This window comes from Stanieria cyanosphaera PCC 7437 (assembly GCF_000317575.1).
Taxonomy (GTDB): Bacteria; Cyanobacteriota; Cyanobacteriia; order Cyanobacteriales; family Xenococcaceae; genus Stanieria; species Stanieria cyanosphaera.
In genome coordinates, this window is sequence record NC_019748.1 from 474,674 (window position 1) to 501,087 (window position 26,414).

21 protein-coding genes and 1 pseudogene are annotated in these 26,414 nt (G+C 36.7%); 7 read left to right on the top strand and 15 right to left on the bottom strand.

The features are described from left to right. Positions 1-146: 146 nt before the first annotated feature. Positions 147-800 carry an L-threonylcarbamoyladenylate synthase gene (locus STA7437_RS02015; RefSeq protein ID WP_015191697.1) on the bottom strand — a complete coding sequence of 218 codons (654 nt, stop codon included), beginning with the start codon at positions 798-800 and terminating at the stop codon, positions 147-149. Positions 801-868: 68 nt separating this feature from the next. On the opposite strand from STA7437_RS02015, the gene larC reads away from it, so the two are divergent. Next, entirely contained in the window at positions 869-2,107 is a 1,239-nt protein-coding gene (gene larC / locus STA7437_RS02020) for a nickel pincer cofactor biosynthesis protein LarC (protein WP_015191698.1), read from the top strand. A gap of 64 nt (positions 2,108-2,171) precedes the next feature. Here larC and STA7437_RS02025 read toward each other — a convergent pair whose 3' ends face one another. From STA7437_RS02025 to STA7437_RS02085, 13 genes and pseudogenes are all read right to left on the bottom strand, one after another. Continuing rightward, positions 2,172-4,025 carry an FAD-dependent oxidoreductase gene (locus STA7437_RS02025; RefSeq protein WP_015191699.1) on the bottom strand — a complete coding sequence of 618 codons (1,854 nt, stop codon included), beginning with the start codon at positions 4,023-4,025 and terminating at the stop codon, positions 2,172-2,174. Continuing rightward, positions 4,022-4,636: a transglutaminase-like domain-containing protein gene (locus STA7437_RS02030; RefSeq protein ID WP_015191700.1), complete on the bottom strand. Its 615-nt coding sequence runs from the start codon at positions 4,634-4,636 to the stop codon at positions 4,022-4,024. Before STA7437_RS02030 ends, STA7437_RS02025 begins: the two co-directional genes overlap by 4 nt. A 5-nt stretch (positions 4,637-4,641) precedes the next feature. Further along, a pseudogene (locus tag STA7437_RS27320) lies at positions 4,642-4,827 on the bottom strand (HigA family addiction module antitoxin); the annotation flags it as partial. A gap of 26 nt (positions 4,828-4,853) precedes the next feature. Beyond that, entirely contained in the window at positions 4,854-5,516 is a 663-nt protein-coding gene (locus STA7437_RS24600; RefSeq protein ID WP_015191701.1) for a 4'-phosphopantetheinyl transferase superfamily protein, read from the bottom strand. A gap of 2 nt (positions 5,517-5,518) precedes the next feature. Continuing rightward, the gene (locus STA7437_RS02045) at positions 5,519-6,928 is read right to left on the bottom strand and encodes a 2-oxo acid dehydrogenase subunit E2 (RefSeq protein ID WP_015191702.1); all 1,410 of its coding nucleotides are present in this window, start codon (positions 6,926-6,928) and stop codon (positions 5,519-5,521) included. A 59-nt stretch (positions 6,929-6,987) separates the two neighbouring features. Beyond that, positions 6,988-8,961 (bottom strand): dehydrogenase E1 component subunit alpha/beta, encoded by a 1,974-nt coding sequence (locus STA7437_RS02050; RefSeq protein WP_015191703.1) that lies wholly within the window; start codon positions 8,959-8,961, stop codon positions 6,988-6,990. 78 nt (positions 8,962-9,039) lie between these two features. Then, positions 9,040-9,798: an acyltransferase gene (locus STA7437_RS02055; protein ID WP_015191704.1), complete on the bottom strand. Its 759-nt coding sequence runs from the start codon at positions 9,796-9,798 to the stop codon at positions 9,040-9,042. Between the two features lie 657 nt (positions 9,799-10,455). Further along, a complete protein-coding gene (locus tag STA7437_RS02060; protein WP_015191706.1) occupies positions 10,456-11,298 on the bottom strand; it encodes a GGDEF domain-containing protein in 843 nt (280 codons plus the stop codon). Positions 11,299-11,337: 39 nt separating this feature from the next. Then, entirely contained in the window at positions 11,338-12,201 is an 864-nt protein-coding gene (locus STA7437_RS02065) for a universal stress protein (protein ID WP_015191707.1), read from the bottom strand. Then, the gene (locus STA7437_RS02070) at positions 12,198-13,682 is read right to left on the bottom strand and encodes a SulP family inorganic anion transporter (protein WP_015191708.1); all 1,485 of its coding nucleotides are present in this window, start codon (positions 13,680-13,682) and stop codon (positions 12,198-12,200) included. The genes STA7437_RS02065 and STA7437_RS02070 overlap by 4 nt, the downstream gene beginning before the upstream one ends. A 193-nt stretch (positions 13,683-13,875) precedes the next feature. Continuing rightward, complete coding sequence (locus tag STA7437_RS02075; protein WP_015191709.1) at positions 13,876-14,490, bottom strand: cytochrome c oxidase subunit 3; 615 nt, start codon at positions 14,488-14,490, stop codon at positions 13,876-13,878. Between the two features lie 123 nt (positions 14,491-14,613). Beyond that, positions 14,614-16,299, bottom strand: a complete 1,686-nt coding sequence (ctaD, locus tag STA7437_RS02080; protein ID WP_015191710.1) for a cytochrome c oxidase subunit I — start codon at positions 16,297-16,299, stop codon at positions 14,614-14,616. 91 nt (positions 16,300-16,390) lie between these two features. Beyond that, complete coding sequence (locus STA7437_RS02085) at positions 16,391-17,353, bottom strand: cytochrome c oxidase subunit II (protein WP_015191711.1); 963 nt, start codon at positions 17,351-17,353, stop codon at positions 16,391-16,393. A 459-nt stretch (positions 17,354-17,812) separates the two neighbouring features. Here STA7437_RS02085 and STA7437_RS02090 point away from each other — a divergent pair, with 459 nt between their 5' ends. From STA7437_RS02090 to STA7437_RS02115, 6 genes are all read left to right on the top strand, one after another. After that, positions 17,813-18,763 carry a COX15/CtaA family protein gene (locus tag STA7437_RS02090; RefSeq protein ID WP_015191712.1) on the top strand — a complete coding sequence of 317 codons (951 nt, stop codon included), beginning with the start codon at positions 17,813-17,815 and terminating at the stop codon, positions 18,761-18,763. Positions 18,764-18,857: 94 nt separating this feature from the next. Next, positions 18,858-19,796, top strand: coding sequence for a heme o synthase (locus STA7437_RS02095; RefSeq protein ID WP_015191713.1), 939 nt, complete (start codon positions 18,858-18,860; stop codon positions 19,794-19,796). A gap of 237 nt (positions 19,797-20,033) precedes the next feature. Further along, the gene (locus tag STA7437_RS02100) at positions 20,034-20,837 is read left to right on the top strand and encodes an ABC transporter ATP-binding protein (RefSeq protein ID WP_015191714.1); all 804 of its coding nucleotides are present in this window, start codon (positions 20,034-20,036) and stop codon (positions 20,835-20,837) included. A gap of 29 nt (positions 20,838-20,866) precedes the next feature. Continuing rightward, positions 20,867-22,213, top strand: coding sequence for an MlaD family protein (locus STA7437_RS02105; protein WP_015191715.1), 1,347 nt, complete (start codon positions 20,867-20,869; stop codon positions 22,211-22,213). Between the two features lie 766 nt (positions 22,214-22,979). Further along, entirely contained in the window at positions 22,980-23,864 is an 885-nt protein-coding gene (locus tag STA7437_RS02110) for a sulfotransferase family protein (protein WP_015191716.1), read from the top strand. A 22-nt stretch (positions 23,865-23,886) separates the two neighbouring features. Then, the gene (locus STA7437_RS02115; protein WP_015191717.1) at positions 23,887-24,843 is read left to right on the top strand and encodes a glycosyltransferase; all 957 of its coding nucleotides are present in this window, start codon (positions 23,887-23,889) and stop codon (positions 24,841-24,843) included. A 175-nt stretch (positions 24,844-25,018) separates the two neighbouring features. Here STA7437_RS02115 and asnS read toward each other — a convergent pair whose 3' ends face one another. After that, a complete protein-coding gene (asnS, locus tag STA7437_RS02120) occupies positions 25,019-26,410 on the bottom strand; it encodes an asparagine--tRNA ligase (protein WP_015191718.1) in 1,392 nt (463 codons plus the stop codon). Between the last annotated feature and the right edge of the window lie 4 nt (positions 26,411-26,414).

The window sequence follows — 26,414 nt, forward strand, 5'->3', positions numbered from 1 at the left end:
TTTTAGGTTAAGACACACAGAGGTTTCCTCTGAAAGTGTAATCGACTAAGACGGCAACAGAGAACAACATAATTTCCTAATATTTTCCCGTAGTGCTATAACCTCAAAGACAAAATCTTCTTGACATTAATTTAGTTTCAATAGATTTAACTCAAAACAGATAACCAATTTTCTGCTTCTTCCCAACCTAAACCCTTGCGAATGATCATTGGTTCTTCAGTAGTCAAATCTAAAATTGTTGATAATTGAAATCCTGGTTCTACACCATTATCAAGGATAAGATCGACAGATTTATCTAAAACATCAAATAATCTAGCTTTTTCTACGCCAATTGTTGGAAATTCTCCTTCTTGGTTCGGTAGATGAGCCGAAGTAGAAATAATGGGATTGTCTAAAGCTTTTAATAAGTCTTGACACACTTGATGATCTGGTACGCGAATACCCGTAGTTTTTCGTTTTGGACTCATTACTAATTTCGGTACTAATTTGGTGGCAGGAAGTAAAAAAGTATACGCACCTGGAATTAAATGTTTCATAATTCTATAGGCGCGATCGCTTACCCAAGCATATTGAGAAATATTTGATAACGAAGAAGAGATAAAAGTCAGGGGTTTATCATTGGACATTTGTTTAATTTTTCTGACTCGTTCTACCGCAGATTTAGCATTAAGATCGCAACCGATCGCATAAACAGTATCGGTAGGATATAACATTACTGCACCTTTTTTTAAAGCAGTGGCAATTGCTTCAATCGAACGAGGTTGAGGATTATAGGGATTTAGTTCGTAAATAGTAGCCATGTTCAATTCCTAATAATGAGAAAATATGTTTATCAGCTTTGATAATTAAAATCCTTTGAATAGTAGTAATGGTAAAGTGTGTTTATTTAGAATGTCCCACCGGAATCGCTGGTGATATGTGTTTGGGAGCATTGATAGATTTAGGTCTTCCTTGGGAGTATTTAATAGATCGATTGAACAGTCTTAGTATTTCTCAGGAATATCAATTAAGGAGTGAACAAGTTCATCGTCAAGGACAATTAGCAACAAAAGTTCATATTGATTTACAATTAGCAACTAAACATAATCATCATCATGCTAGACATTTACCAGAAATTACACAAATTATTACCACTGCTGGTTTACCACCACGAGTAACTGATTGGAGTTTGCAAATTTTTCACCAATTAGCGATCGCAGAAGGGGCAGTACACGGCATTGCTCCAGAAAAAGTACATTTTCATGAGGTGGGTGCAACCGATGCCATTGTAGATATTGTGGGAACTTGTTTAGGTTTAGATTGGTTGGGAATTGAGCGTTTATACTGTTCGGCTATGCCTACAGGCGGTGGTATGGTTAAAGCGGAGCATGGGTTATTACCCGTTCCTGTGCCTGCGGTTTTAAAGTTATGGGAATTAAGAAAAGTACCAGTTTATAATAATGGTATCAAAAAAGAGTTAGTTACGCCTACAGGAGCAGCGATCGCGACGACTTTAGCGACTCGTTTTGGTGATCCGCCAGCAATGACAATTGAAAAGATTGGTTTGGGTGCTGGTTCTTTAGATTTACCTCTGCCAAATATTTTGCGGTTATGGTTAGGAACTATTGATGAACAAGAAAACACCATTACCAATCAAACGATCACCCAAGAAGAAATTACAGTTTTAGAAACACAAATTGATGATCTTAATCCTCAAGCGATCGCTTATACTTTAGAACAATTATTAGCAGTAGGTGCTTTGGATGTTTTTACTCAAGCCATAGGCATGAAAAAATCTCGTTCGGGTATTTTATTAACTGTTATTTGTCATCCAGAGCAAGCAGTTATTTGTGAAGAAATTATCTTTAGAGAAACTACTACTTTAGGCATTCGTCGCTTTAGTCAACAAAGAAGTGTTTTAGACAGAGAAATTCAAACAATTACAACTCAATATGGTGCAGTTAGAATAAAAATTGCTAGTCAAAAACAAGAACAAGCAAAACAAATTATTAATATTCAACCAGAATACGAAGACTGTGCTAATTTAGCTAGAAAACATCATCAACCATGGCGAATAATCCATCAAATGGCTTTAGACACTTGGTATCGTAATAATCAAGTTAATTAATCAATTATTAGGCATCTTCAAGATATAAATACTAGTAAAATACTAGTTATAGAAATTAACCAGACTAAACTGAAGAAAATAACGTTACTTGCTTCTCTTGAATACTAACGGTAACAGCAGCAGAAGTTTCATTAACTTCATAATTAAAATCTATTCCCGACACAAAATAATGACCTTCCGAAGAACATCTTAATAGAATAGTTTCTGACTTTTGATCATGTTTTAACAGATGTTTAATTCCTAAGAGAATGGCAAAGTATAACTGAGGATTGCGGTCTAAAATACCAAGCGATCGCTCTTCGGCAGAAAATGCTGTTTGATAAAGAGAATTTTGATTCCACTGAGATAGTGGGGGTAAGCGGAGAATATCGCTGCTATTATCTGTATTAGGAGATTGAGTTCCTAATAAAGAACCATTTTGCTGGTTTTTATCAGTAATAGCTTCTATATCTTCAATCAATAACTTAAAAATTTCCGCAGCACTCGGATGAACAGAACAACTCAACCAGCGAGAATCAGTTACGGGGAGTTCAATTAATACTGAAGCTAAAGCAATTAACTCTGAAGCATCTCGATGACAGATATGAATTGCCTCGACTTTTTGTTCTGAGGAGTTGTATAAATACCAGAGTTTGCCAGTTTCATTATAAACTGCTGACCAACCTAATCCCTTAAAATCAAGCGATCGCCATTGGGGAGATAGAAGTGTCCAGGGAGAACCGACTATAGCTAAAGATTTACGAGCGTGCAATCTAAGAGGTAAACGTTCAAAATCAGTTATTTTAATTGTTTCACCACTAGACCAAGCACGAGCTAATTTTTTACCCTGTAATTCTGCTTCTGTCGCGGAAAGAAAACCGGAAGCATCACCTAATACATAGATATCCGGACGACCAATTACATTAGCTTGTTGAAGATCGAGGTCTAAAATTGTTTTAGTCTTGCCATCTATTTCGGGTAAATTCAACTCTGGTACGCCGTCATATAGTAGATGATCGAAAGAAATAGTTTCTAATTTACCTCGAACTTTAATTGTTAAATTATTGGGTTTACATTCTTGAATTTTGGCAGGAACGATAATTTTAATACCTCTTTTTTCTAATTCTCGTCGAAAATACTGCCAGGATGGTAAATGAGTAAGTGGGGGATTAGATGTAAATATAACTGTAGTGTCAATACTGCGATCTGCTCCGCAGGCGCGTACGCGATCGCACGCAATATCGGCATAGGATAAAGAGGCGAGATTGCCTTCAGAAACAATAACTAATTTGCCATCGGTAATTGTCCAAAAATCTTGTAGGGAACAAGTATTTTCTAGCCAAGGAAATTCCTTTATTTGATTGCCTGTAGCTAAAACTAAACGGTCGAAACTTATTTTCTCTCCCGTTTTTAAGAGGATTTCTTTATTTTTTACTGTCGTTACTTCTCCTGAAATGATAGGATAACCAAGTTCTTGGAAACTTTGTTGAGTAATTTGACGCAGAGAAGAAACAAACTGCTGTCCTTGCTCGACTATTGATGTTGGTGTTTGATGACGATAGGCGGTGTAATATTCTGAAGGCATACAGCCATTATTAACGCATTTACCTCCAAAAAAATTATCGCGAGCAACAATTTTGACTTGTTGATAACCGAGACGATGCAAAGCGCGCAGAAAGGAAAATGCAGCAATGCCAATACCAACTACGACAATTGTTTCCTCTTTCCCTATCGAAAGATTGGATTGGGAATTAGTTTGAACTAGTTTTAGGGGATTGGGTATCGTGCTTTGACTCAAATTAAATCTAAGTTTGTAAAATAAACCCCGTTCCCAAATATGGGATAGAGAACAATAAATTTTTTTGGTTATATTAATGCCAATGTCAGCTATTTTAGCTACAACTGAATTATTAAAATTATTATCGAGTAAACTTTTCATATCAAGTTCGTTTTATCTAAACCAAAGTTTTCTGCATCTTTTAAAAAAATATCGGGAAGATTACAAAGCATCTCATCCCATGTACTTTGAGTTTGTAATGCCTTCACGACAACTTGAAGCGGTTCTGAGAGTACGGCTGGAAAATCTGCTTCTTCGGAAAACTGAATTTTGAAAGCTAACTTTTCATGAGGTGGAGTAAACTGAGCATTAACGCCTTCTCGATTTCCCCTGGCATCAATACGATACCAACCAATTTTAGATAAATAAACTGCGTTAAAACCGTGTAAACTATAAGGCTCACCTCGGTCGTCAATACTTAATCTTTGATAGCAAAATCCTGCGGGGATGTTATTTGCCCGTAGCAACGCTGCTAAAAGGTGACTTTTTGCGTAGCAATATCCTGTTTTGTAGTAGAGTACATCCGAAGCACGACAGGTAACTGGATTCATTTGATAGTCAACGCTGTGATAAATCTCATCTCGAACCCACTCAAAGCAAGCTTTTGCTATTTCTTCGCGTGTTTGATATTCTGAGGCAATTTTCTTGGCAAGTTTTAAAATTTCTGGATGCTGCCAGTCAATAATTTCACTGTTTTGCAGATATTCTTGCATATTTTTTAGTTATATTCTTGTTTACTGGTCAAAACAGCTACTTCCTTGTTTAATCGCTCTCCGATTTCATCTTCAACTACGTCTAGATCGTAATCCATTTGTAATCCCAACCAAAACCGTGGTGACATATTAAAATAACGAGCTAAACGAAGGGCAGTATCTGCCGTAATGCGTTGCTTACCGTGAACAATTAGACAGAAAATATCATCATATTTGATTAATTTAATTTAATTGCCAACACCATTGCTACAGCGTAGTTAGAAGCATGACTGATACTTACTTGAAAATTAAAAGTAGAATTAATAGTAAGATCGCTTGTCGTAATTAAAGGTCTACCTTGTTGATGAGTGACTCTAATTTCTTCCATGCGTAGATTAATTAATTCAGGGGCAGCTTTTTTGAGGGCTTCTTTAGCACAAAAGATTCCGCAAAGATGCAGCTTTGGTTCGTTTTTGAGTAAAGCATAAGATATTTCTTCGGAACTAAAAAGGGTTTGATAAAATTCGTGGGTGCGATAATTGGAAGTGTCGGGTAAATTATTTATCTCTTCAATATCTACGCCAATTGAAACATTTGATAAATTAACGGGTTGTATTTGAGCCGTGTTGCCATTAAAGTTGGCAGCAGTGTTTGGTTGAGCAATAGCACCGTTTGCCTTAGCAGGAAGAGAAGCTACACCAACTTGAGCAGCAATGCGTTCTACCGTCCAACTATCGCCTAAAAAGGGTAATTTTTGCTGATATTGCCGTTCTAAAGCACTTTGAATTTTTAAAATTTGAATTGAAGAAGTAATACCTAAAGAACCCAAGCTAGTTTCGGGTAATACTTGAGTTGCGGATTTTCCAGCAATTTTAGCGACGATTTCTACTACTTTTTCCATCTTTAAAATCCTCCTAAACAAACGTGACAGATATAATCGGTTTCCCCTTGTTCGTTAATGTGAAGTTGCATTAAAGCTTCCGAGCCATATTTTTGATATAAAGAATGCAAATCGATTAAACACTTACTGCATTGCACGTTTTTCGTTTTTGCTAGCTTTTGTGTTTCGGGTAAGTTCGATAAAGCGTAGCTTAGAAGGCGTTTTTTTAATTCGTTGAGGAAAGAAGCTACCTCTCTTCCCGCAGAAAGACGATGATCGAATACGACAGTTAAAGTGAGCGGATAACCTTCAATACTACTATCTCCGCCAATACCCAGAATAATTGCTTGATTTTGATTCAGCAAAGGTTGAAAATGCAGAATTCCTTCATTGGAAAGATCGGTTACGGTAACAGTTCCTCCTATTAAATCAACAGGATCGAGGCGATTATCTAGATACTGAGTAGCGTAGTTAGTAACTTTATCTTGTATTTCTACAGGAGACAGCAGATTGGAATTGCGAAGGATGGGAACTTTCAAGCCTTTGCCTAAATCCATCGCTAAGCCAATGTCAATGCGATCATAATAATAAATTCTCCCTGCTTCATAATAGGCATTAAAAACGGGATATTCTTCTAAGAGGCGAGAAAATTCAAACAGAATTAAAGGTAAGATTTGACCGTTAAGCGAGCCAGTTTCAACCAAAGTTTGCCTAATAGCAGCCGAATTAAATTGCACGGTTAAGAAACTATTAATTCCTCCTGCTTGCCCTGCACTGAGTAAGTTGATTTCAATTTGCTTGGCTTTACTAACTTTTTCAGAACGGAGATTATTGTTAGTAGGAGTGGTAGTAATTACCGTATTTGAGCGATCGCCATTGGCAGGAGTTATAGGTTTAGATTTTTTGCCCAAAATTTGCTCAATCGCCTCGACAGAAACTAAACCCATGCCTTCAAACTGACTGGCATCGAGATTATGCTGTTTGAGGTATTCTTTAGCTGAAGGAGAAAAACGGGTAAAACCAAAAGATGGTTTAGCTGTGGTAGTTACTAAATCCCGTTCGGGTTTTCTGATGTCTGCTAAATCTAACTCAGTTGAAACAGCACCATTATTAACAACTGATTCAAAAATGGGTTCGCCAACAGAAGGAGAGGATTCTACCACCCTATCGCCGTTTAAATCTGCTTCTAATTCCGCTAGTTCTGTATAAATAGTAGCCAGAGGCGCACCAACCCGGATACTATCTCCCACTTTGGCAGAAGTTACAATATAGCCAGAAGCTTCCGATTCAATACTCATTACTGCTTTAGAGGATTCGACATCGGCAATTTCTTGTCCGACTTCGACAAACTGCTTATCCTCTACATACCAATGGACGAGTTCGACTTCATTATCATTTGTATTAACTCGTGGGACTAATATTTCTTGTTTCATAAATTTATGGGAAAAATGGTGTTTACCTGCATGAAGTAAGGGCGAACAGCCGTTCGCTCTTACATTTCCACGATCGCAGCAATTATCTTGTCGACATTAGGTAAAATATCTTTCTCCACTGAACCAGAAGCAGGAATGGAGGTGGCTGGAGGTACAATTCTAGTTACTTTGGATAAGAAGGAAGCATCTGCTTCAGCTAGTTGAGCGACGATTTCGGCCCCAAATCCAGCAAACCCTTGCCCTTCTTCAACGATCGCGAGTATTCTACTTTGGGCAATAATTTCTAAGCAAGGTTTGATGTTAAAAGGATAAATCTGTGTCGGACAGATAATTTGGGCAATTAAGTCGTGTTCTTCAAACAGGCGATCGCAAACTTTGACTAAAGTTTCACTCATGCCACCATAGCCAATTAGAGTAACATCTACGGCAACTGTTTCTGGTTTAAGCCAAACAGTGGGAAGAGGTTCGTTACTAACGAACCGCTTGAAGCCTTCTGGTAATTCCTGCCGCAAATATTGGGAATAAAGTAATTTATTTTCGATGACTAGAGTAGTATCTAGGCTAGTTTCCAGGATTGTTTGGTAGATTGGTTTAGGTTCGAGCAAATTATTAATTGCAATAACTCTTAAGCCTGGAATGCCTAAAAAATGACGGTCTAAGGTTTGACTGTGAGTAGGGCCATAACCCCTGCCTCCTCCCATCGGCGTGCGAATGACCGCGTTGGCTGTAACTTTCTCGTCGTACATATAGCGGAACTTGCTGGCATGGTTGAGAATCTGATCCAAGATCAAGGTGGTAAAATCACCGAACATGATTTCAACGAAAGGATAGTATCCTTCCATAGCTAAACCAGTAGACAAACCAACAATGGCTGCTTCCGAAATTGGAGTATTAAAAACCCGTTCGGCAAATAAATCCGAGAGTTCTTGCGCTACTTTAAATGCCCCACCATAAGGAGATTTAACATCTTCTCCGATAAACAGCATTTTTGGCTGTTCCTGCATTAAATCTTTAAAGGTTTGATTTATAGCTTTGACTAATCGCTGTTTGCTAACAGTTGCTTCTTGCCATTCAATTTTTTGTTCTTGGATAGTTGGCAATTTTACCTCTGGATAGGGAGAAGCTTCTGCCTCTGCTACTGCTTTGTCAATTAACTGTTCGATTTCCTGTTGCAGTGCGATTATTTCTGGATTAGATTCAGCTAACAAGAGATTGAGAGGATCTTTTTGTTCGTAAGGTTCGACTACGCTACGGGGTCGATTATCATCTCCCTTGGAGTGTGCCTTGAGGCGGAAAGTATCTATTTGCAAGAAAGCAGGTTTACCCTCATCTCTAACGTAGTTAACTAGATCATCGGCGATCGCATACAGTTGTTCCCAGTTCCAGGTATCTCCTTTCGCAGTACCAATACCAAAGGCAGCAGCGCGATCGCAGATATCTCCAGCTAAAGTTTCTGTTTGGCAAGTAGACTGAGCATAACCGTTATTTTCCAGTACTACTAACAGGGGTAATTCCCATTTAGCTGCTAGATTAAAAGCCTCATAAATAACTCCCTCCCCTAAAGTACCATCACCGATAAAAACGGTAGCAATTTTACCCTTACCATCTAACTTACGAGCAAAAGCCAATCCAGTGGCAACGGGAACGATCCCGCCTTGAATACCATTAGAGAAAAAGCCATCTTGACATAAATGCTGACTGCCACCTCTGCCACTACAAACACCAGCCTGTTTGCCCATAATCTCTGCGATCAAACCTGTGACATTCTCTGTCCAAGAAAGAAAATGACCGTGACAGCGATGATTAGAAAAAATTGAGTCTCCTGGTTGCAAAAATTCTGTAATTACTGCTCCAGAAAACTCTTGTCCAATGCAAGTATGAACTGTACCAAATAATTTTCCTTGACTATATAATTCTAATAATTTTTCTTCTAGAAAACGGGAAAGCAGAGCTTTACGAATAATTCTTTTTTTTATCTCTGGTGTCAGTTGTTTTACTAAAGAGGTTGTGAATTCTTTTAACAGTGATTCCATAAAAAATATTGATAAAGTTTCTAACTATTGCCAGACATGTAATTCAGGAAGATTTGATAATTAATCTAAAATTTTTTTTTAGACTAAACTCAATTCATTACTTTCTCTTTTAGCTATTACTTTTGCTGGAAATCCGGCAGCAATTGAATAGGGAGGTATATTTTTCATCACAACTGATCCTGCTGCGATTACACTACCTTTACCAATAGTCACTCCATCAACTACCTTGACTCCACTACCTAGCCAGCAATCATCTTCTATTGCAATACCTTTACTGACAAAACCTTGTTCTTTAATCGTTTTATTAGGGTCAGAAAATATGTAATTGTGGGCATAAATAGAGCAATGGGAAGCGATCAAACAGTCTTTACCAATAGAAATTGTTCCATATCCAGAAATGCAAGTATATGGCCCGACATACGTTCTCTCTCCAATGTAAATCTGACCGCCACCGTGCGCCCTTAGTTCCACACCTCGGTCTAAACTAACTACATTATCTAACTCAATTTTATTTTGCTCCTCGGTACAACTAATCCCCACATCTCTAGCTAAATTAACGCGATCGCCAATTTTTAGTTCATTATCTGAATTTAGATTTATTTCGACTCCTTGATGAAGAACAACTCCAAATCCTATTTCAATATTTTGAGCATTTTTTAATCTTACATCAGGATAAATCTTGACCGAACGACCCATTTTTTTAAAGATAAAAGGGTAGAATAAATATCTTAATCCTAATCCAGGTAAAGAAGGAATCCAGCCTAATAAAGTTGTTAATATTGGTGTTTTCCACTGAAACTCTTTCAAAAATAATTGAGTTAGTTTTAACTTATTCATAAATAAAAAAGTGATTAAATAATTATGCAATTGAGCAAAATTCTAATTAAAATTAGAAAAAATTTACTGGTCACAAATTTTTTATCTTATAAATAGATGATTTTGGGAAAGCGATTTAAAGAAAGTAAATTAATCTTTGAGTTAATCCAAAAATTAATTCACTGAGCCATCTCAGTTTTGTCACTAAAGTTTAAATATTTACCGACCTTATTTCTACTTTTTGAAGCTGGAAAGAAATGAAGGTTTAACTAGATAAATTTTGCTCAAAATATTTTATGGGGGACACTGACCAGGTATTCTGGGACTTTGGACAGTTTTTTCAACTAAATTTTTAATCTGGTTTAAATTAACCATAGCTTTTTTGAGCCATAAAGTTTGAATGGCTGTAAAATATTTTACTAATTTAAGTTTTTTGACTAAGAAATTTTTCACGTTAAGTCAACTACTTAAAAATTTTGTTTTTAATTTAATTAATTATAGAACAATAATAAAAAAAATAAAAATTATCTTTATGTCAAAATTCAACACCTGATTTTTGAGAAGAGCGAAAGCTTGGTTTGAAAACAAGTAAAGGGTTCGTGACTGGATTTTTCAGGGGTAGAAACACTTATAAACAATAAAATACTTTTTACAATTAATCGATTTATTTATGAAGAGCTAAAATATTTGATGTTCAATTCCATTTTTACCTCGTTGTTTAACTAAATACATTAAAGCATCTGCTTTCTCAAGAATGTCATCAATCGATCTGGGTACATCTAAAAAAGTTGCTACACCGACACTAAGACTTACAGATGAAAACTTAATTTGTATGTTCTGGTTAATTAAAGTTTGAATCCGCTCAATTACTTGTTGAGTGTTATTATAATTGCTTTTGGGTAAGACTAATAGTACTTCATCTCCACCCAAACGAATTAACAAATCATAGCCACGAATGGATTTTCGGATAATTTTAATTATTTCTTTTAATAAGTTATCACCAGCTTGGTGACCTAGGCGATCATTAACTTGTTTAAAATTATCTAGATCGAAATAGGCTACACTAAAAGAATGCTTAAACCGACGAGAGCGATTAATTTCTGTAGCTAATAAATTAAGACCGAATCGACGATTATAAATACCTGTTAAACCATCATATCTTGCCCAATATTTTTCCTGTTCATAGGCTAATTTTAATTGGGACAATATATAGGTAATAAGGATAAAAATGCTTAAATCAACTAAACCATTCCAAATAGTAATACTATAGGCATGATCTTTAGCTATTAATTCAGCAAATAGCCATAAACAGGCTGCTAAAATCGATATGATAAAACCATAAAATCTATTGGTCAACCAGGTAGTGGAAATTATTGGTAACAGATAAACATTAGAAAGAGATATATCTAATAAAATTAGATAGTCAAGATAACCAATTGATAATGTCCAAATTATATTTATCAGTAGGCAAAATTTGGGATGGTGAATGAACTTAAAATATTTTTTAAATCGAGAATTCATAAATTTGTTACCAATAAAAGGAAAATTAACTCACCATGATCATCGAAATAATAAAACGGGAATATGACTGCTTTTAAACATTTGAGCCGTAGTACTACCGATTACTAAATGACGAATTCGGTTATGTCCGTAAGCACCCATCAACAATAAATTAATGTCTTGTTCAGTAATATACTGCGAAAGTTTTGGTTCGGAATGTCCTTCTAGTAAATAACAAATTGGTTCAAATCCAGCCTGTTGTGCCAATTGCCTTGCTTCCTCAATTAAAGCGATCGCTGATGGTTCTTCTCTACTCTTAGCAACAGTAACAATATGCAGTTCTAAACCATCAAATACGCAAGAATCTGCGATAAATTGCATAATTTTTCGGCAATTTGAACTACCATCATAGGCAATCAGAACACGTTCTATTGGTTTAAATTGGGGAGAAGTTACTAAGCAGGGTTTCTGACTACTGCGAACAACTGCTTCTAAATTTGCTCCCAATTGTCCAGAAGTCGAACTAGTTGTTTCACCTCTTTTTCCTAACAAAACCAGATCGCAATCAGCCTCAAATTTTGCCAAACAATCGACTAGAAAACCCGTTTCGTGGAGAAGATTAATCTGGTTTACTCCTTCTGCTTTAAGGTTTTGGGCTGCTGCTTGCAAAACTAACTTTGCTCGTTGGTGATTGATCTTAGCTTGTTCATGTTCCAATTTCACCAAATGATTGAGTAAATTTTCTGAAGCATCAATGCCAATCGTACCGCTTAAGTTTTCTGTAGACACTGCTTGTTGAGTGCGAATATCGCTTACGCAGAGAACATCCACTTCTGCCTGTAGGCGAGTAGCAAACCATGCTCCATAACGGTAGAGATTTTCGGCAAAAGCCGAACCATCGGTACAAAGTAAAATTTTGTTCATGGTTCAAAGTTTTGATTTTTTATGACTACGGATTCTTTATTAATTGCCAATCGGTCAAATAAAGTTGCACTGGCTTCATTCAAACCAACCACTTCTACGTCTGCACCATTCCGACGAAATTTATTGACTGCTTTATCAACTACTTCCACTGCTCCTTGATCCCAAAGGTGAGCCTGAGTTAAATCAATGGTAACGCGATCAACTAGTTCCCTAAAATCAAAGGATTGTAAAAAATCTTCTTTCGATAAAAAGAAAATTTGACCAGCTACTTTATAAATGCGGTGAGTTCCATCATCACTTAATACTTTATCCACAAAAACTAACAAAGCAATCTTACGGGAAAAGAATACCGTACTCATGACAATTCCGGTTGCTACTCCCAGAGCAAAATTACGAGTAAAAATAGTGACAAACATGGTAGTTAACATCACTACCGTTTCGGTGCGAGGAATGCGGGGAATATTTTTAAAAGATGACCAACGAAAAGTCCCAATCGAAACCATAATCATCACGGCAACGAGGGCAGCCATTGGCATTTGTTTGACCCAATTTTTTAACACCAGAATGGCAAACAACAGAAAAACCCCAGCCGAAAGAGTTGATAATCTACCTCGACCACCCGATTGTACATTGATTACCGATTGTCCAATCATGCCACAACCCGCCATACCGCCAAAAAAAGCTGTCACAATGTTGGCAATACCTTGCCCTTTGGCTTCTTGGTTTTTATCACTGGGAGTATCTGTAAGATCGTCTACCAAAGCAGCCGTGAGAAAAGAAGCTAACAAACCTACGATCGCCATTGTCAAAGAATAGGGGAAAATAATTCTTAAAGTTTCCAGATTAAATGGCACTTGAGGCAAGGCAAATAAGGGTAGTGTGGTGGGTAACTCTCCCATATCTCCCACAGTAGGAACATCTAGCTTGAGTGCGATCGCAGCTATGGTCATTACTGCTAAAGCCACCAGGGGAGAAGGAACGGCTTTGGTAAAGCGAGGCAAAATATAAATAATTGCCAAGGAAAGAACCGTTAGGATATAGACCGTTACGGGGACATTAGTTAGTTGAGGTAACTGCGCCAAGAAAATTAACACAGCTAAGGCATTGATATAACCAATCATCACCGCCCTAGGTACATATTTCATTTGTCGACCTAGTTTTAGTACTCCAAATATTACCTGTAATACTCCTGTTAAAAAAGTGGCTGCCAAAAGATACTGTAAACCATGATCCTTAACTAGATCGATCATCAACAGTGCCATCGCTCCTGTCGCAGCCGAAATCGATCCTGGTCTTCCCCCCAAAAAAGCTGTTATAACAGCAATAATAAATGAAGTATAGAGTCCTACTTTGGGATCGACTCCAGCAATGATTGAAAAAGCGATCGCTTCTGGAATCAATGCCAGTCCTACTACTGCCCCTGCCAAAAGATCTTGTCTGGTGTTAAAAAGCCACTCCCGCTTTAAAATTTGAGTATTCAACCTAACTCCTTAATATAAATTGAAAAAATTCAATTATCACAAAAAAAAGTCCCAGCGTAAAACTAGGACTGTTTCTTTTTGGTATAAAACGAAGCTAGAAATAGTTAAATGAAAGTTTGGCGAGAATTAGAGCCAAATATCCTTAATTAAAAGCCAATTTATCCAAAAATAATTGTGGTCAATCAAACCAAAATTACAACAAATAAACCAGAACAAACAGAATTACCCAAATAACATCAACAAAGTGCCAATAAATTTCTGCTGCTTCCACACCGAAATGATTACTACTAGAATAATGGTTCGCATCACGCGATCGCCAGAGAACGGATAAAATGAGTAACAATCCGACAGTTACGTGCAAACCGTGAAAACCAGTCAAAGCAAAAAAGCAACTGGTAAATAAGTTAGTAGTCAAACCAAACTCGGCATGAAAATATTCATAGCCTTGCCCCATCAAGAAAGCAGCCCCCATGACTGCGGTAATACCAAACCAAAGACGTAAACCAGCTACATCATTATTTTTAATAGCGGTTTGTCCTCGGTGCATCACAAAACTACTAGAAACCAGAATAATTGTGTTGAGGATGGGGATGAATAATTCCAATTCTGGCGTACCTTCAGGAGGCCAAGCAGGCATAATGCTGCGATAAATTAATAAAGCAGCAAAAAAGCCCAAAAAGGTCATACTATCAGAAAGCAGAAACACAAAAATTCCAAACATCCGATGATCGGGATGACCATGATGAGCTTCCGCTTCTTTATGATAATTAAGATTGAGTTTCGACTCTTCTATAGTTGAACCTTGCATAAATTCCTTTTGTAATTAGTTTTTCGAGATGATGGGTTACCAGCTAGTCTTCATTGAATTTCAGTAAATGATGTACGGACAATTCATTAATTATCTTTACTGGTAACTGGTAACTGATAACTGTTATGGTGCTTCCGCACCTACTTCTGCCAACATATCTTCAACAGATTCATCACCATCAATACTTTCGGTATCGATCCCATAATCATAAGGGCCTGCCCATAACACGGGTTCTTCTTCAAAGTTTTCAATAATTGGTGGTGAAGAAGTTTGCCATTCTAAAGTAAGAGCGCGCCAAGGATTACGACCAGCTTTTTCGCCTTTATACAAACTCCAGACAACATTGATTACAAAAGGAATGGTCGAAACTGCCAAAATATAAGACCCTACCGTACAAACCTGGTTTAGAAATTGAAATTGGGGGTCGTATAAAGCAACGCGACGGTTCATACCCTGTAAACCTAATTGGTGCATAGGCAAGAAAGTCATATTTAGACCAATAAAAGTCAAAATAAAATGAATTCTACCCCAAGTTTCATTGACCATACGCCCCGTCATTTTTGGAAACCAGTGATAAACTGCACCAAACAAGCCTAAAACTGCTCCACCAAAAAGAACGTAGTGGAAATGGGCAACAATGAAATAAGTATCGTGGACATGAATATCAAAGGGTACGGAGGCAATCATTACCCCACTTAAACCACCGATTAAAAAGGAAGAAATAAAACCCATTCCAAATAGTAAAGCGCTATTGAGATTGAGTTTTCCGCCCCAAAGGGTGGCACACCAACTAAAAACTTTAATGCCTGTTGGTACAGCGATAATCATGGTAGTTGCCATAAAAAACATCCGCAACCAACCAGGAGTACCACTAGTAAACATATGGTGCGCCCAAACGATTAACCCTAAAAAAGCAATGGCTAAACTCGAATACGCGATCGCTCTATAACCAAAGATCGGTTTACGGGCATGAACGGGTAATATTTCGGAAATTGCGCCAAAAAAGGGCAACACCATGATATAAACGGCTGGATGGGAGTAAAACCAGAACATATGTTGATAAACAATCGGATCTCCTCCTCCTGTCGGGTTAAAGAAAGCCGTTCCTGCAATCAAATCGAAGGAAAGTAAAATCAAAGCTGCTGCTAAAACTGGTGTACCTAGTAAAACCAAAGCAGAAGTAGCCAACATCGACCAGCAAAACAAAGGCATACTATGGATATCCATATCTGGGATGCGCATCGTCAAAATAGTGGTGAGAAAGTTAATCGCTCCCAAAATTGAGGATGTTCCCAAAATTAAAATGGTCATAATCCAAAGTTCTTCGCCCCATTTACTTGCAACTAAGCTTAAAGGAGGATAAGAAGTCCAGCCAGCTTGCGGTGCGCCGACAAAAAAGCTACTTAATAGTAAAACTCCTCCAACAGGCTGCATCCAGAAAGCGACTGCATTCAACCGAGGAAATGCCATATCTTCTGCCCCAATCATCAGAGGAATCAGATAGTTAGCAAAAGCAGCCCCTGCGGGAATAATCCACAAAAACAACATGATCGATCCGTGCATCGTCATCGTCTGATTGTAAAACTCAGGCTGAATAAAATCGGGATCGGGAGTTGCCAATTCGGTGCGCATTACTTCAGCCAACGCACCACCAACAAAATAGAAAAAGAAAGCTGTAACTAAATATTGAATACCGATGACTTTATGGTCGGTATTAAAAGTGAAATAATCTTGCCACTTCCTTGGTTGATGTTCAACCCCATGTCCATTAATTTGAGAAGTAGCAGTATCTGCTGCTGATGTACTCATAAAATCCTAAATCTTGAATGTTTGTTTGCCAACGGTTTAGACTTATAACTGTTTTTTAGGTCAATCTGGTTGGCGATGAAACTGGATTAATTTAATGATGAGAATGATGTAGTAGTGCTAAAGAATTGGCTTCTAAACCGATTTTTTCGGCATAAGGAGCTAACAAATCCGGCTCTGTAGACTGAGAATTAAAAGCTATAGACTGATTTGTTTCACCATCTGCGATCGTATTTTGCTGTACCCATTGCTCGTATTCTGCTGCTGTTTGTACGTACAACTGAGTTTTCATACCGCCATGATAAGCCCCACATAATTCAGCACAGATCACAGGATATTGACCAATTCTAGTGGGAGTAAAGGTTAATTGTACTTCTCTACCTGGGATAGCGTCTTGTTTAATGCGAAATTCTGGTAGCCAAAATGCGTGTAGCACATCTCCAGCAGAAATATTAAGTTGGACTGGACGATCTACAGGAATGTGTAACTCTCCAGAAACAATACCTGTGTCAGGATAGGTAAACACCCAAGCGTATTGAATGCCATTGACATTAATAATTAAAGGATTAGCTCCTTGATTGCTCTCAGGAGAAGCTCCTAAACCTAAAGCTAATTGTTGGTTTTCTGAATTAAAAGCAATCAATTCCGATTGATGAGAGTGGGCAAGCTTTTTAGGTCCCATATCATGGGCAGCCATCGGATCGAGTCCACCCATAGCATTGTAGACTTCAAAACTGTAGATAGACAAAATGAAAACGATCACAGCAGGTATGGCAGTCCAAACAATTTCTAAAGGAACGTTTCCTTCTATTGAGGGGCCATCGGTAGTATCGCCTTCGCGTCTACGAAATTTAATCAGGATGTAGACTAGAACTCCTTCAATTAACAAAAATAGACCTGTAGCAATGGTCATCATTAAATTAAAAAGTTCATCTACTTGAGTTGCTTCATTAGAAGCAGCTATTGGTAATAGTCCATGATTTTGACCGTACCAAAGACTGATCAAAGTTAGTACTATACCTGCAATGAGAGTAACTATATTACTGGGAATATTCACGGGTATCTCTTCTCTAAATCTGCTAGCTAGGAATGAAATGAATTTATTACGACAACGGAGACACAATTAGTTCAATCACGACAATAAATTGAATTTAAGTTATTTACCTTCCTTTGTACTAGGGTAAGACAAACTTCTAGCTAGGAGTTAGTTAGAGACAGAATCTCAGATTATTTTTTAGATTTTTTTCGGGATCACTAAAGTTAAGATTAGCATTTTTAAAACAATCAGATGAGCGATCAAGAAAAAAACAAATAACTTTAATTTTTTATTTAGAATTTGATGAATTTTTATTAATTAAATTTTAAGTCAATCTGAAGAATCTCCAAAAGAATTTATCTCTAGTAAAAACGTCGCTAGATTGATAGATAGGGGAAAAAATTTGTTTTTTCTTTCGACTCTTTTGCAATTGAGCAATCACAGAAACACTAATCAAGTTTTATAAACGTATTTATTGCTATGGCACAGTCAATATTTCAGCCACAAGTTAAACCAAGTAACCAAAATTTCTCTCAATCTCAACCTCAGATTTGGCTACGTCGTTTAGTGTGGAAAATAGCGATCGCGACTTTACTATTGATGGCAGTAGGTAGTGCAACCAGAGTAATGAATGCAGGTTTAGCTTGTCCAGATTGGCCTTTGTGTTATGGTCAACTAGTACCGACTCAACAGATGAATCTCCAAGTGTTTCTAGAATGGTTTCACCGCCTAGATGCTGCTTTGATTGGTTTAAGCGCGATCGCTTTAGTTGGTTTATCTTGGTGGCATCGGGCGAAAGTACCTACTTGGCTACCTTGGGCTGCTTGTTTTGCGCTTTTTTTAATCGTATTTCAAGGTATTCTTGGTGGGCTTACAGTAACTCAATTACTGCGTTTTGATATTGTTACGGCTCATTTGGGTACAGCTTTACTTTTTTTCTGTACTTTGATTGTGATCGGAACTTGTTTAACTCCTTATCAAGGTACTCAAGTAGCAGGAAAGTTAGCTTTCGTTGGTTTAAGCGCAGCTATTTTGGTTTATCTTCAAAGTTTAATCGGAGCTTTAGTCGCTTCTCGCTGGGCTTTACATCAATGTTTAAGTGACTCGCAATTGTGTCTAGTGATGAATAGTCATATTGCTGGAGTCTTTCCTCCTACCATCGCCACGATTGTTTTAGTATGGTTAGCTTGGCGTACCCCTGCTTTATCCGAACAGTTGAGACAATTAGCTAATACTGCTGCTGGTTTAGTTGGCTTACAAATTTTACTAGGAATTGCTACTTTTAAATTACATCTTCAAGTCGAACCTTTGACTGTAACTCATCAAGCTGTTGGTGCAATTTTACTAGGTGTATTAGTAGCATTTACTGTTTTAGCTTTACGAGATCGCTCTGGTAATCAAAGTTACCAAAAAGAAGCAATTAGGAACTAAACCTTAAAAATGAGCGTTAAAAAAATGATTTACGCTTTAATGCCTGTAGAAGCTCCTATTTGATTTATTAATATAGAATTTGGGAATAGTAAGAATGACTGGGACAAGTGTTGCCCGAAGCAATGAGAATTTTCTAGAAGTAATCAAAAGTTACTATCAATTAACCAAACCTAGAATTATTCCTCTACTTTTAATTACAACTGCTGCCTCGATGTGGATTGCCTCGAAGGGGAACGTAGATTCTTTCTTGTTGATTATTACTTTGTTAGGAGGTACTCTTGCTGCTGCTTCGGCTCAAGTCTTAAATTGTATTTACGATCAAGACATTGATTATACGATGGTGCGGACGCGCAAACGCCCAATCCCTTCTGGAAAAGTACAAACTCAACACGCTTTAATTTTTGCCATCATTTTAGGAGTACTTTCTTTTGGGTTGTTAGCTCTATTTGTCAATCTTTTGGCAGCTAGTCTAGCTATGTCAGGAATTGTTTTTTATATGCTGGTGTATACTCACTGGCTTAAACGTCATACCACCCAAAATATTGTCATTGGTGGTGCTGCTGGTGCGATTCCTCCTTTGGTAGGTTGGGCAGCCGTAACAGGTGATTTGAACTGGATACCTTGGTTACTATTCGTAATTATTTTCCTGTGGACTCCTCCTCATTTTTGGTCATTAGCTTTGATGATTAAAGATGATTATGCTCAGGTGCAAGTACCGATGCTACCAGTGATTGAAGGAGAAGAAATTACAGTTAAACAAATTTGGCTCTACACAATTTTGGTAATTCCGTTTACTTTATTATTGATTTATCCAATTGGTAGCTTGGGGATAGTTTATGGTGCGATCGCTCTTAGTTTAAATGTGATTTTTCTCCGTAAAGCTTGGCAACTGAAACAAGCACCTCAAGACAAACAATTAGCTCGTTCTTTGTTCAAGTATTCAATTCTCTACATGATGCTGTTGTGTACAGGTATGGTAATTGATAGTTTATCTTTTACTCATCATTTAGTTGCTTTGTTAATGCCCCAATAATTAAAACTTTCCTAAGCAAATTTGCCAGAATTTAGACTTCTATCCTCAAGGAGTCTCTTTTTTTTTGGCTAAAGCTGTTTCAGAAATAAATCTATAAAATAAGAGTTTGTCTGATGGATTATCCCAACAAATCCTAGGTCAAAACTTGCTACCTTATAGATACTTGTGTGTACTAAGTTGCATAGATAATTATTTATACTGGCAGCTTTGGCTCACCTGCAATCTTGATTGACTTTTATGGCAGCAAACTTAGACCAACCAAGAGAACCTCTGATCGAACTAAAGGGTGTCAGTAAGTCCTTTGGCAACAACGTTATTCTCGATCACGTCGATTTAACTATTGAGAGGGGAGAGGCTTTAGTCATTATTGGTCCTTCTGGTACAGGAAAATCAACGATTTTACGAATTATTGCTGGTTTGCTTCCATCCGATGCAGGAGAAATTTACATCAAGGGACAAAAACGAACAGGCTTAATTGAAGACGGCGAAGATCCGATTGGGATTAGTATGGTTTTTCAGCAAGCAGCCTTGTTTGATTCCCTGACTGTAGAAGAAAATGTTGGTTTTTCTTTATATCAACATTCCAATTTATCCAAAAAAAAAATTAGGAAATTAGTTGAAGAAAAGCTTGAAATGGTAGGTTTAGGTGGAACTGGCGATCGCTATCCGGCGGAACTATCGGGAGGGATGCGTAAACGAGTTAGTTTTGCTCGCGCTATTATGTCCAACCCCGAGACTCCTCAAGCAAATCCAGAGGTTATTCTCTACGATGAACCTACTGCTGGGCTAGATCCAATCGCGTCGACTGTAATCGAAGATTTAGTTCGTCGTCTTCAGTGTAGTACTGGAGTATGTGGTACGTACGTCATGGTTAGTCATCAAAACAGCACCATACGTCGTACTGCCGACCGAATTATTTTTCTTTATGGCGGTCAAATTCAATGGCAAGGAAATGTTCAAGAAATTGATACCACAGATAATCCTTTGGTGAGACAGTTTTTTAGTGCCAGTATTAAAGGTCCAATTCGGATTATCGATTAAACTAAATTTTCAGTGAGAGGAAGGATAAGATGTTGCGATCGCGAACAATTCGGGAAGGTTCTGTTGGGTTATTGGCTTTGATTGGTATTGCTTTATTTGGTGCGGTTGCTTTGTGGCTGCGAGGAATAAATTTTACTGAAAAAAGTTATCAAGTCATTGCCCAATTTCCTAATGTTAATGGGATTCAAGTCGGAGATTCGGTTCGTTATCGGGGTTTAAAAGTTGGCAAAATCACCGATATTATGCCTGGAACTAATGGTGTAGACGTAATGATGGAAATTTCCTCTTCCGATCTCCTAATTCCGAAAAACGCTCTGATTCAAGCTAGTAGTTCAGGATTGATTGGAGAAACTTTTGTGGCTATAATTCCCCAAAACCAACTTCCCGATCAAGCTCAAGCTACCAATCCTTTGAGTCAAAATTGTGATTCAAGTCTGATTATTTGCAATAACGACCGCTTAGAAGGACAACCAGGTATTACTCTTGACGATCTGATGCCTTTGATGTACCAGATGAGTACTCTTTACAGCGATCCGCGATTTTTTGACAATATCAATACTGCGGTGCAAAACACTTCGATGGCTGCGGGTGAAGCAACTCAATTAAGTCGAGATCTTTCTGTGTTGGTAAAAGATCTCAGAGGACAATTAAAAACTTTTTCTAATACAGCTAATGCCATTACTAAAGTAGCCGAAAATAGTTCAGAACAAATTGCTTCTACTGCCGAACAGTATAAAAAAACAGCTAATCAAATCAGTGAACTTACAACTAGTGTCAATCAGCTAGTAACTCAAAATCGTAGTAATTTAGTAGCCACTTTAGATAATATTAAAACTACTAGCGATCGCTTACAAAATTTAACGGTACAAATAGACAAAAGTTTAGGTAATACTAATACCGAACAGTTAGTTCAAAACTTAGAAACTTTAACAGCAAATGCAGCAGAAGCTTCAGCTAACCTTAAAGATATTTCAGCAACTTTTAGCAACCCAAATAATTTAGTAACTTTACAACAAACCTTAGATTCTGCCAGAGTAACTTTTGTCAATGCTCAGAAAATTACGGCTGATCTAGAACAAATCACCGGCGATCCTGCTTTTGTGAATAATGTTAAAAATTTAGTCAATGGTTTAGGTAATTTAGTTTCTTCAACTGAACAATTAGAACAACAAGTTCAGACTACACAAATACTCGAACCTGTCCAACAACAGTTATCTTTAGGCTCAAGTACTGACAATTTTAATTTGGCTGAAAAATCACTCAAGTTAGAATCAACAGAGCAAAATGTTTTGTTAGAAAAGGAAACTAATTTCCATTTAAATTCTTCTGCCGATTTTCCTGTTCCTGAGCTAAACAAACAACCCAAACGATTTTAATTTATGAATAAGATTGGATACTCGGTAAATTAATCGATTTAAGCAGGGTAGTTTTCTACAGCAGGAGAAAAAAGAAATAGAATAGGCATTAAACTAAGATCCATTCTGTACTTAAACAATAACCCTTCAATACACACATCCGCGATCGCTTCTGCGCCAGGCTACGCGTGATCGCGGATGAGCCTCGCTTCCAGGCGAGATCGCGCTTGACGAACATCTTATATCAAGTTCGGTTGAATAATTATATTAAAGTTGAGGTCAGATATAGCAGTTCTTATACTGGTGAGGTACAAAGTATTTGGATTTAAGGCAGGAGGCAGGTGTTAAGTGTACCTTGTGGATTCGAGAAACGCTATAACAAGTAATTAGTAATTAGTAATTAGTAATTAGCAAATGCAACCAGGCTTTTTTATTTCAACCAATTATTCGTACTTGATATTACTATCTTTGAGTATGGCGATCGCTTGTATCGTAAAAATACTGATTAAACTAATTTAAAAGAAGTATTTCATCTAATTTTTACCAAACAATTCAGTATTTTTATCAAGTCTTAATTAAATAGATTTAATATATTAAATGTCTCTCAAAAAAAACAATAAAATCTTGACATTATAACTATTGTAGGTTAATAAATTAATTCTGTCAAAACTATAACCAAAATAAGCATAAACATTTTAATTAATTGTAGAGTACGATTGGTTAAAATTGAAAAAATTACTTGATATTTCCAATAATGTTGCGTCAATAATTGAGTAAAAATAAAACTATGAGACTTCCCAACTTCTTAATCATTGGCATTCAAAAAGCTGGCACAACTTCAATTTATAACTATCTTCAAGAACATCCTCAAATTTATATGAGTCCAGTTAAAGAAACTAATTTTTTTGAAAAAAATTGGGAAAGTCTTCCAGTAGAAGAACGTAATAAAAAAGGTATTATTACCTTTGATGATTATTGCCAATTGTTTACTGACGTTCAAGATGAAATTGCGATTGGCGAGGCTTCTCCTAATTATTTATTTCATTATCAATCTTCTGCACCAAAAATCAAACAATATCTTCCTAATGCTAAATTAATTGCTATTTTAAGAAATCCTGTAGAACGAGCCTATTCTGATTATTTGATGCATATTCGAGATGCGATCGGTTCTCGTCCTCTTTCTGAACAAATTAAATATAGCGCGCATAAATCTTTTATTATTCGTAAAGGTTTTTATTACGAGCCATTAAAATTTTACTACGATCAATTTTCCCCTGAACAAATTAAAGTTTTTCTCTACGAAGATTTTTGTAAACAACCTCAAGAGATCATGCAAGAAATGTATCGTTATTTGGATGTAGATGATACTTTTTGTCCTGATGTTAGCAAGAAAGCTCAAGTTGCGAAAGTTCCTAAAAATCAAACTATTAATAATTTACTTCAACGCCAAAATCCTCTCAGAACTCTTGTTGCTAATAGTCTTAAAATTATTGTTCCTTTAGAAACTAGACAAAAACTTCGAGATAGCTTGGTTAATTTCAATTCTGTTGATAAAAAACAAGCTCCCTTGTCAGAAGAAGACCGTAAGCAATTAATCAAAATTTATCAAGAAGATATTTTGAAATTACAAGATTTACTGCAAAAAGATTTATCAATGTGGCTAGCATTATAAAAAAATCGAACAGTTACAAATTATGAGTAATGAAGCAAAATATTTTCCTTCAATATCAGTAATCGTTCCAATTTATAATGGTGAAACTGATTTACCCCAATTGATTGAATGTATATTGAAACAAACTTATCCAAAACAATTAAGTGAATATTTATTAGTAGATAATAACAGTAGCGATCGCACTCCAATTATTTTAAAAGAAGTCCAACAAACAGTTTCTGAAACAGGAATTAACCTAAGACATCTTACCGAAAAAGAAATTCAAAGTTCTTATGCTGCGCGTAATTTAGGAATTCGTCAAGCTAAGGGAGAAATTTTAGTTTTTACTGATGCTGATTGTCGTCCCCAACCAAATTGGTTAGAACAAATTGTTCAACCTTTTAATAACTCTCAAATCGGTATTATTGTAGGTGAAGTAGTTGCCTTATGCGGAAATACTTTACTAGAAAAATATGCTGATCGCAATCAGGTTATGTCTCAAAAATTTTTGCTCCAACACCCTTTTTATCCCTACGGACAAACTGCTAACATTGCCATTAGAAAAGAAGCTTTTGTAAAAGTAGGATTATTTCGTCCTCATTTAACTACTGGTGGTGATGCTGATATTTGTTGGCGTATTCAAAAAGAAACTTCATGGCAATTAGCTTATGCACCAACTGCAATTATTGAACATCGCCATCGTTCTAATTTAAAAAATTTTCGTAGTCAATTTCGACGTTATGGAAGTTCTAATCGTTATCTACATGAACTTCATGGTGTTGATTTAATGAGAGAATTAACTCCTCAAGAAGTTTTTTATCGTATTAGTCGATGGTTACTTAAAGAATTACCTACAGATAGTTTAAAAGCGATCGCAAGAAAAACACCTTGGATCGATCTGATCAAAACTCCGATAGATTTGATTGGTTTTCAAGCACGAACCCAAGGACAACAAGAAAGTAAATTACCAGAAGCAGCTAGAAAGATTGAATGGTTATAGTTATAGATCAAGGTTGATAGGGAGAGTTTTTTTATTATTAACCAAACAATAATACCATCACTGAAATTCAACTTAAAAATGTTAATTTGATCACTATATGTTTAGCATTGGCAAGCATTTTTTTTAATTTACCGTAATTAATTTTTCCTAATCAAAAATGCCCACCAACACTATTTTAAAAATCAGCACTTAAAGGAGTTCTGGGGAAAGGAATTACATCTCTAATATTTCCCATTCCTGTCATAAACTGAACAATTCTTTCAAATCCCAAACCAAAACCAGCATGAGGAACAGTTCCATAACGACGTAAATCCAAATACCACCACAAACTATCAGTTTCCATGTCTAAAGCTTGAATACGTTCTTCTAAAACTGCGAATCTTTCTTCTCTTTGCGAACCGCCAATAATTTCACCAATTTTTGGAGCTAAAACATCCATAGCTGCTACGGTTTTACCATCATCATTGAGTCGCATATAGAAGGCTTTAATCTCTTTAGGATAATTGGTAACAATTAAAGGTTTTTTAAACAATTCTTCGGCTAAATATCGTTCGTGTTCCGATTGTAAATCAATCCCCCATTGCACAGGAAACTCAAATTTTTTATCAGCTTTTTCTAGTAAATTAATCGCTTCAGTATAAGTAATTCGTTCAAATTCATTATTGATAATATTATCGGCTGTCGCTAAAACAGTTTGATCGACCCATTTATTAAAAAATTCCATGTCTTCTGGACAACGATCCAGAACATATTGAAACATATATTTGAGAAACTCTTCTGCTAAATTTTGATCGCCTTCAAGATCGCAAAAAGCCATTTCTGGTTCTACCATCCAAAACTCTGCCAAATGTCTAGAAGTATTAGAATTTTCTGCACGGAAAGTAGGACCAAAAGTATAAACATTTTGAAACGCCATTGCCATAACTTCAGCTTGTAATTGTCCACTGACAGTTAAATAAGCTGGTTTGCCAAAGAAATCTTGACTATAATCAACTTCTCCTTGAGGCGTTTTCGGAATTTTATTTAAATCCAAACTAGTAACAGTAAATAATTCGCCTGCACCCTCACAATCACTAGCAGTAATAATTGGACTGTGAATCCATAAAAAACCTCTATCTTGAAAAAACTGATGAATGGCAGCAGCACAAGCATTGCGTACCCGAAATACTGCACCTAAAGTATTAGTACGCGATCGCAAATGACTGATATTACGTAAAAATTCAAACGAGTGACGTTTCTTTTGTAGAGGATAGGTTTCAGGATCTGCTTCTCCATAGACTTGTGCAGAATCAGCTTTCAGTTCAATTGTTTGTCCTTTTCCCACTGATGCGACTAACGTTCCTGAGACTTCTACCGAAGCACCTGTATTAATTTTTTTGAGTAGCTGCTCGTAATCTGGTAAGCTGGCATCGAGAACTACTTGCAGATTGGCTAAAGACGAACCATCATTAACTTCCATAAAAGAAAAGTCTTTAAGTTCGCGTTTAGTCCGCACCCAACCTTGAATAGTTACGGATTCATCTGGTTGACCATTTCTTAACAACTCTACAATTCTTCTCGTTACCATATTG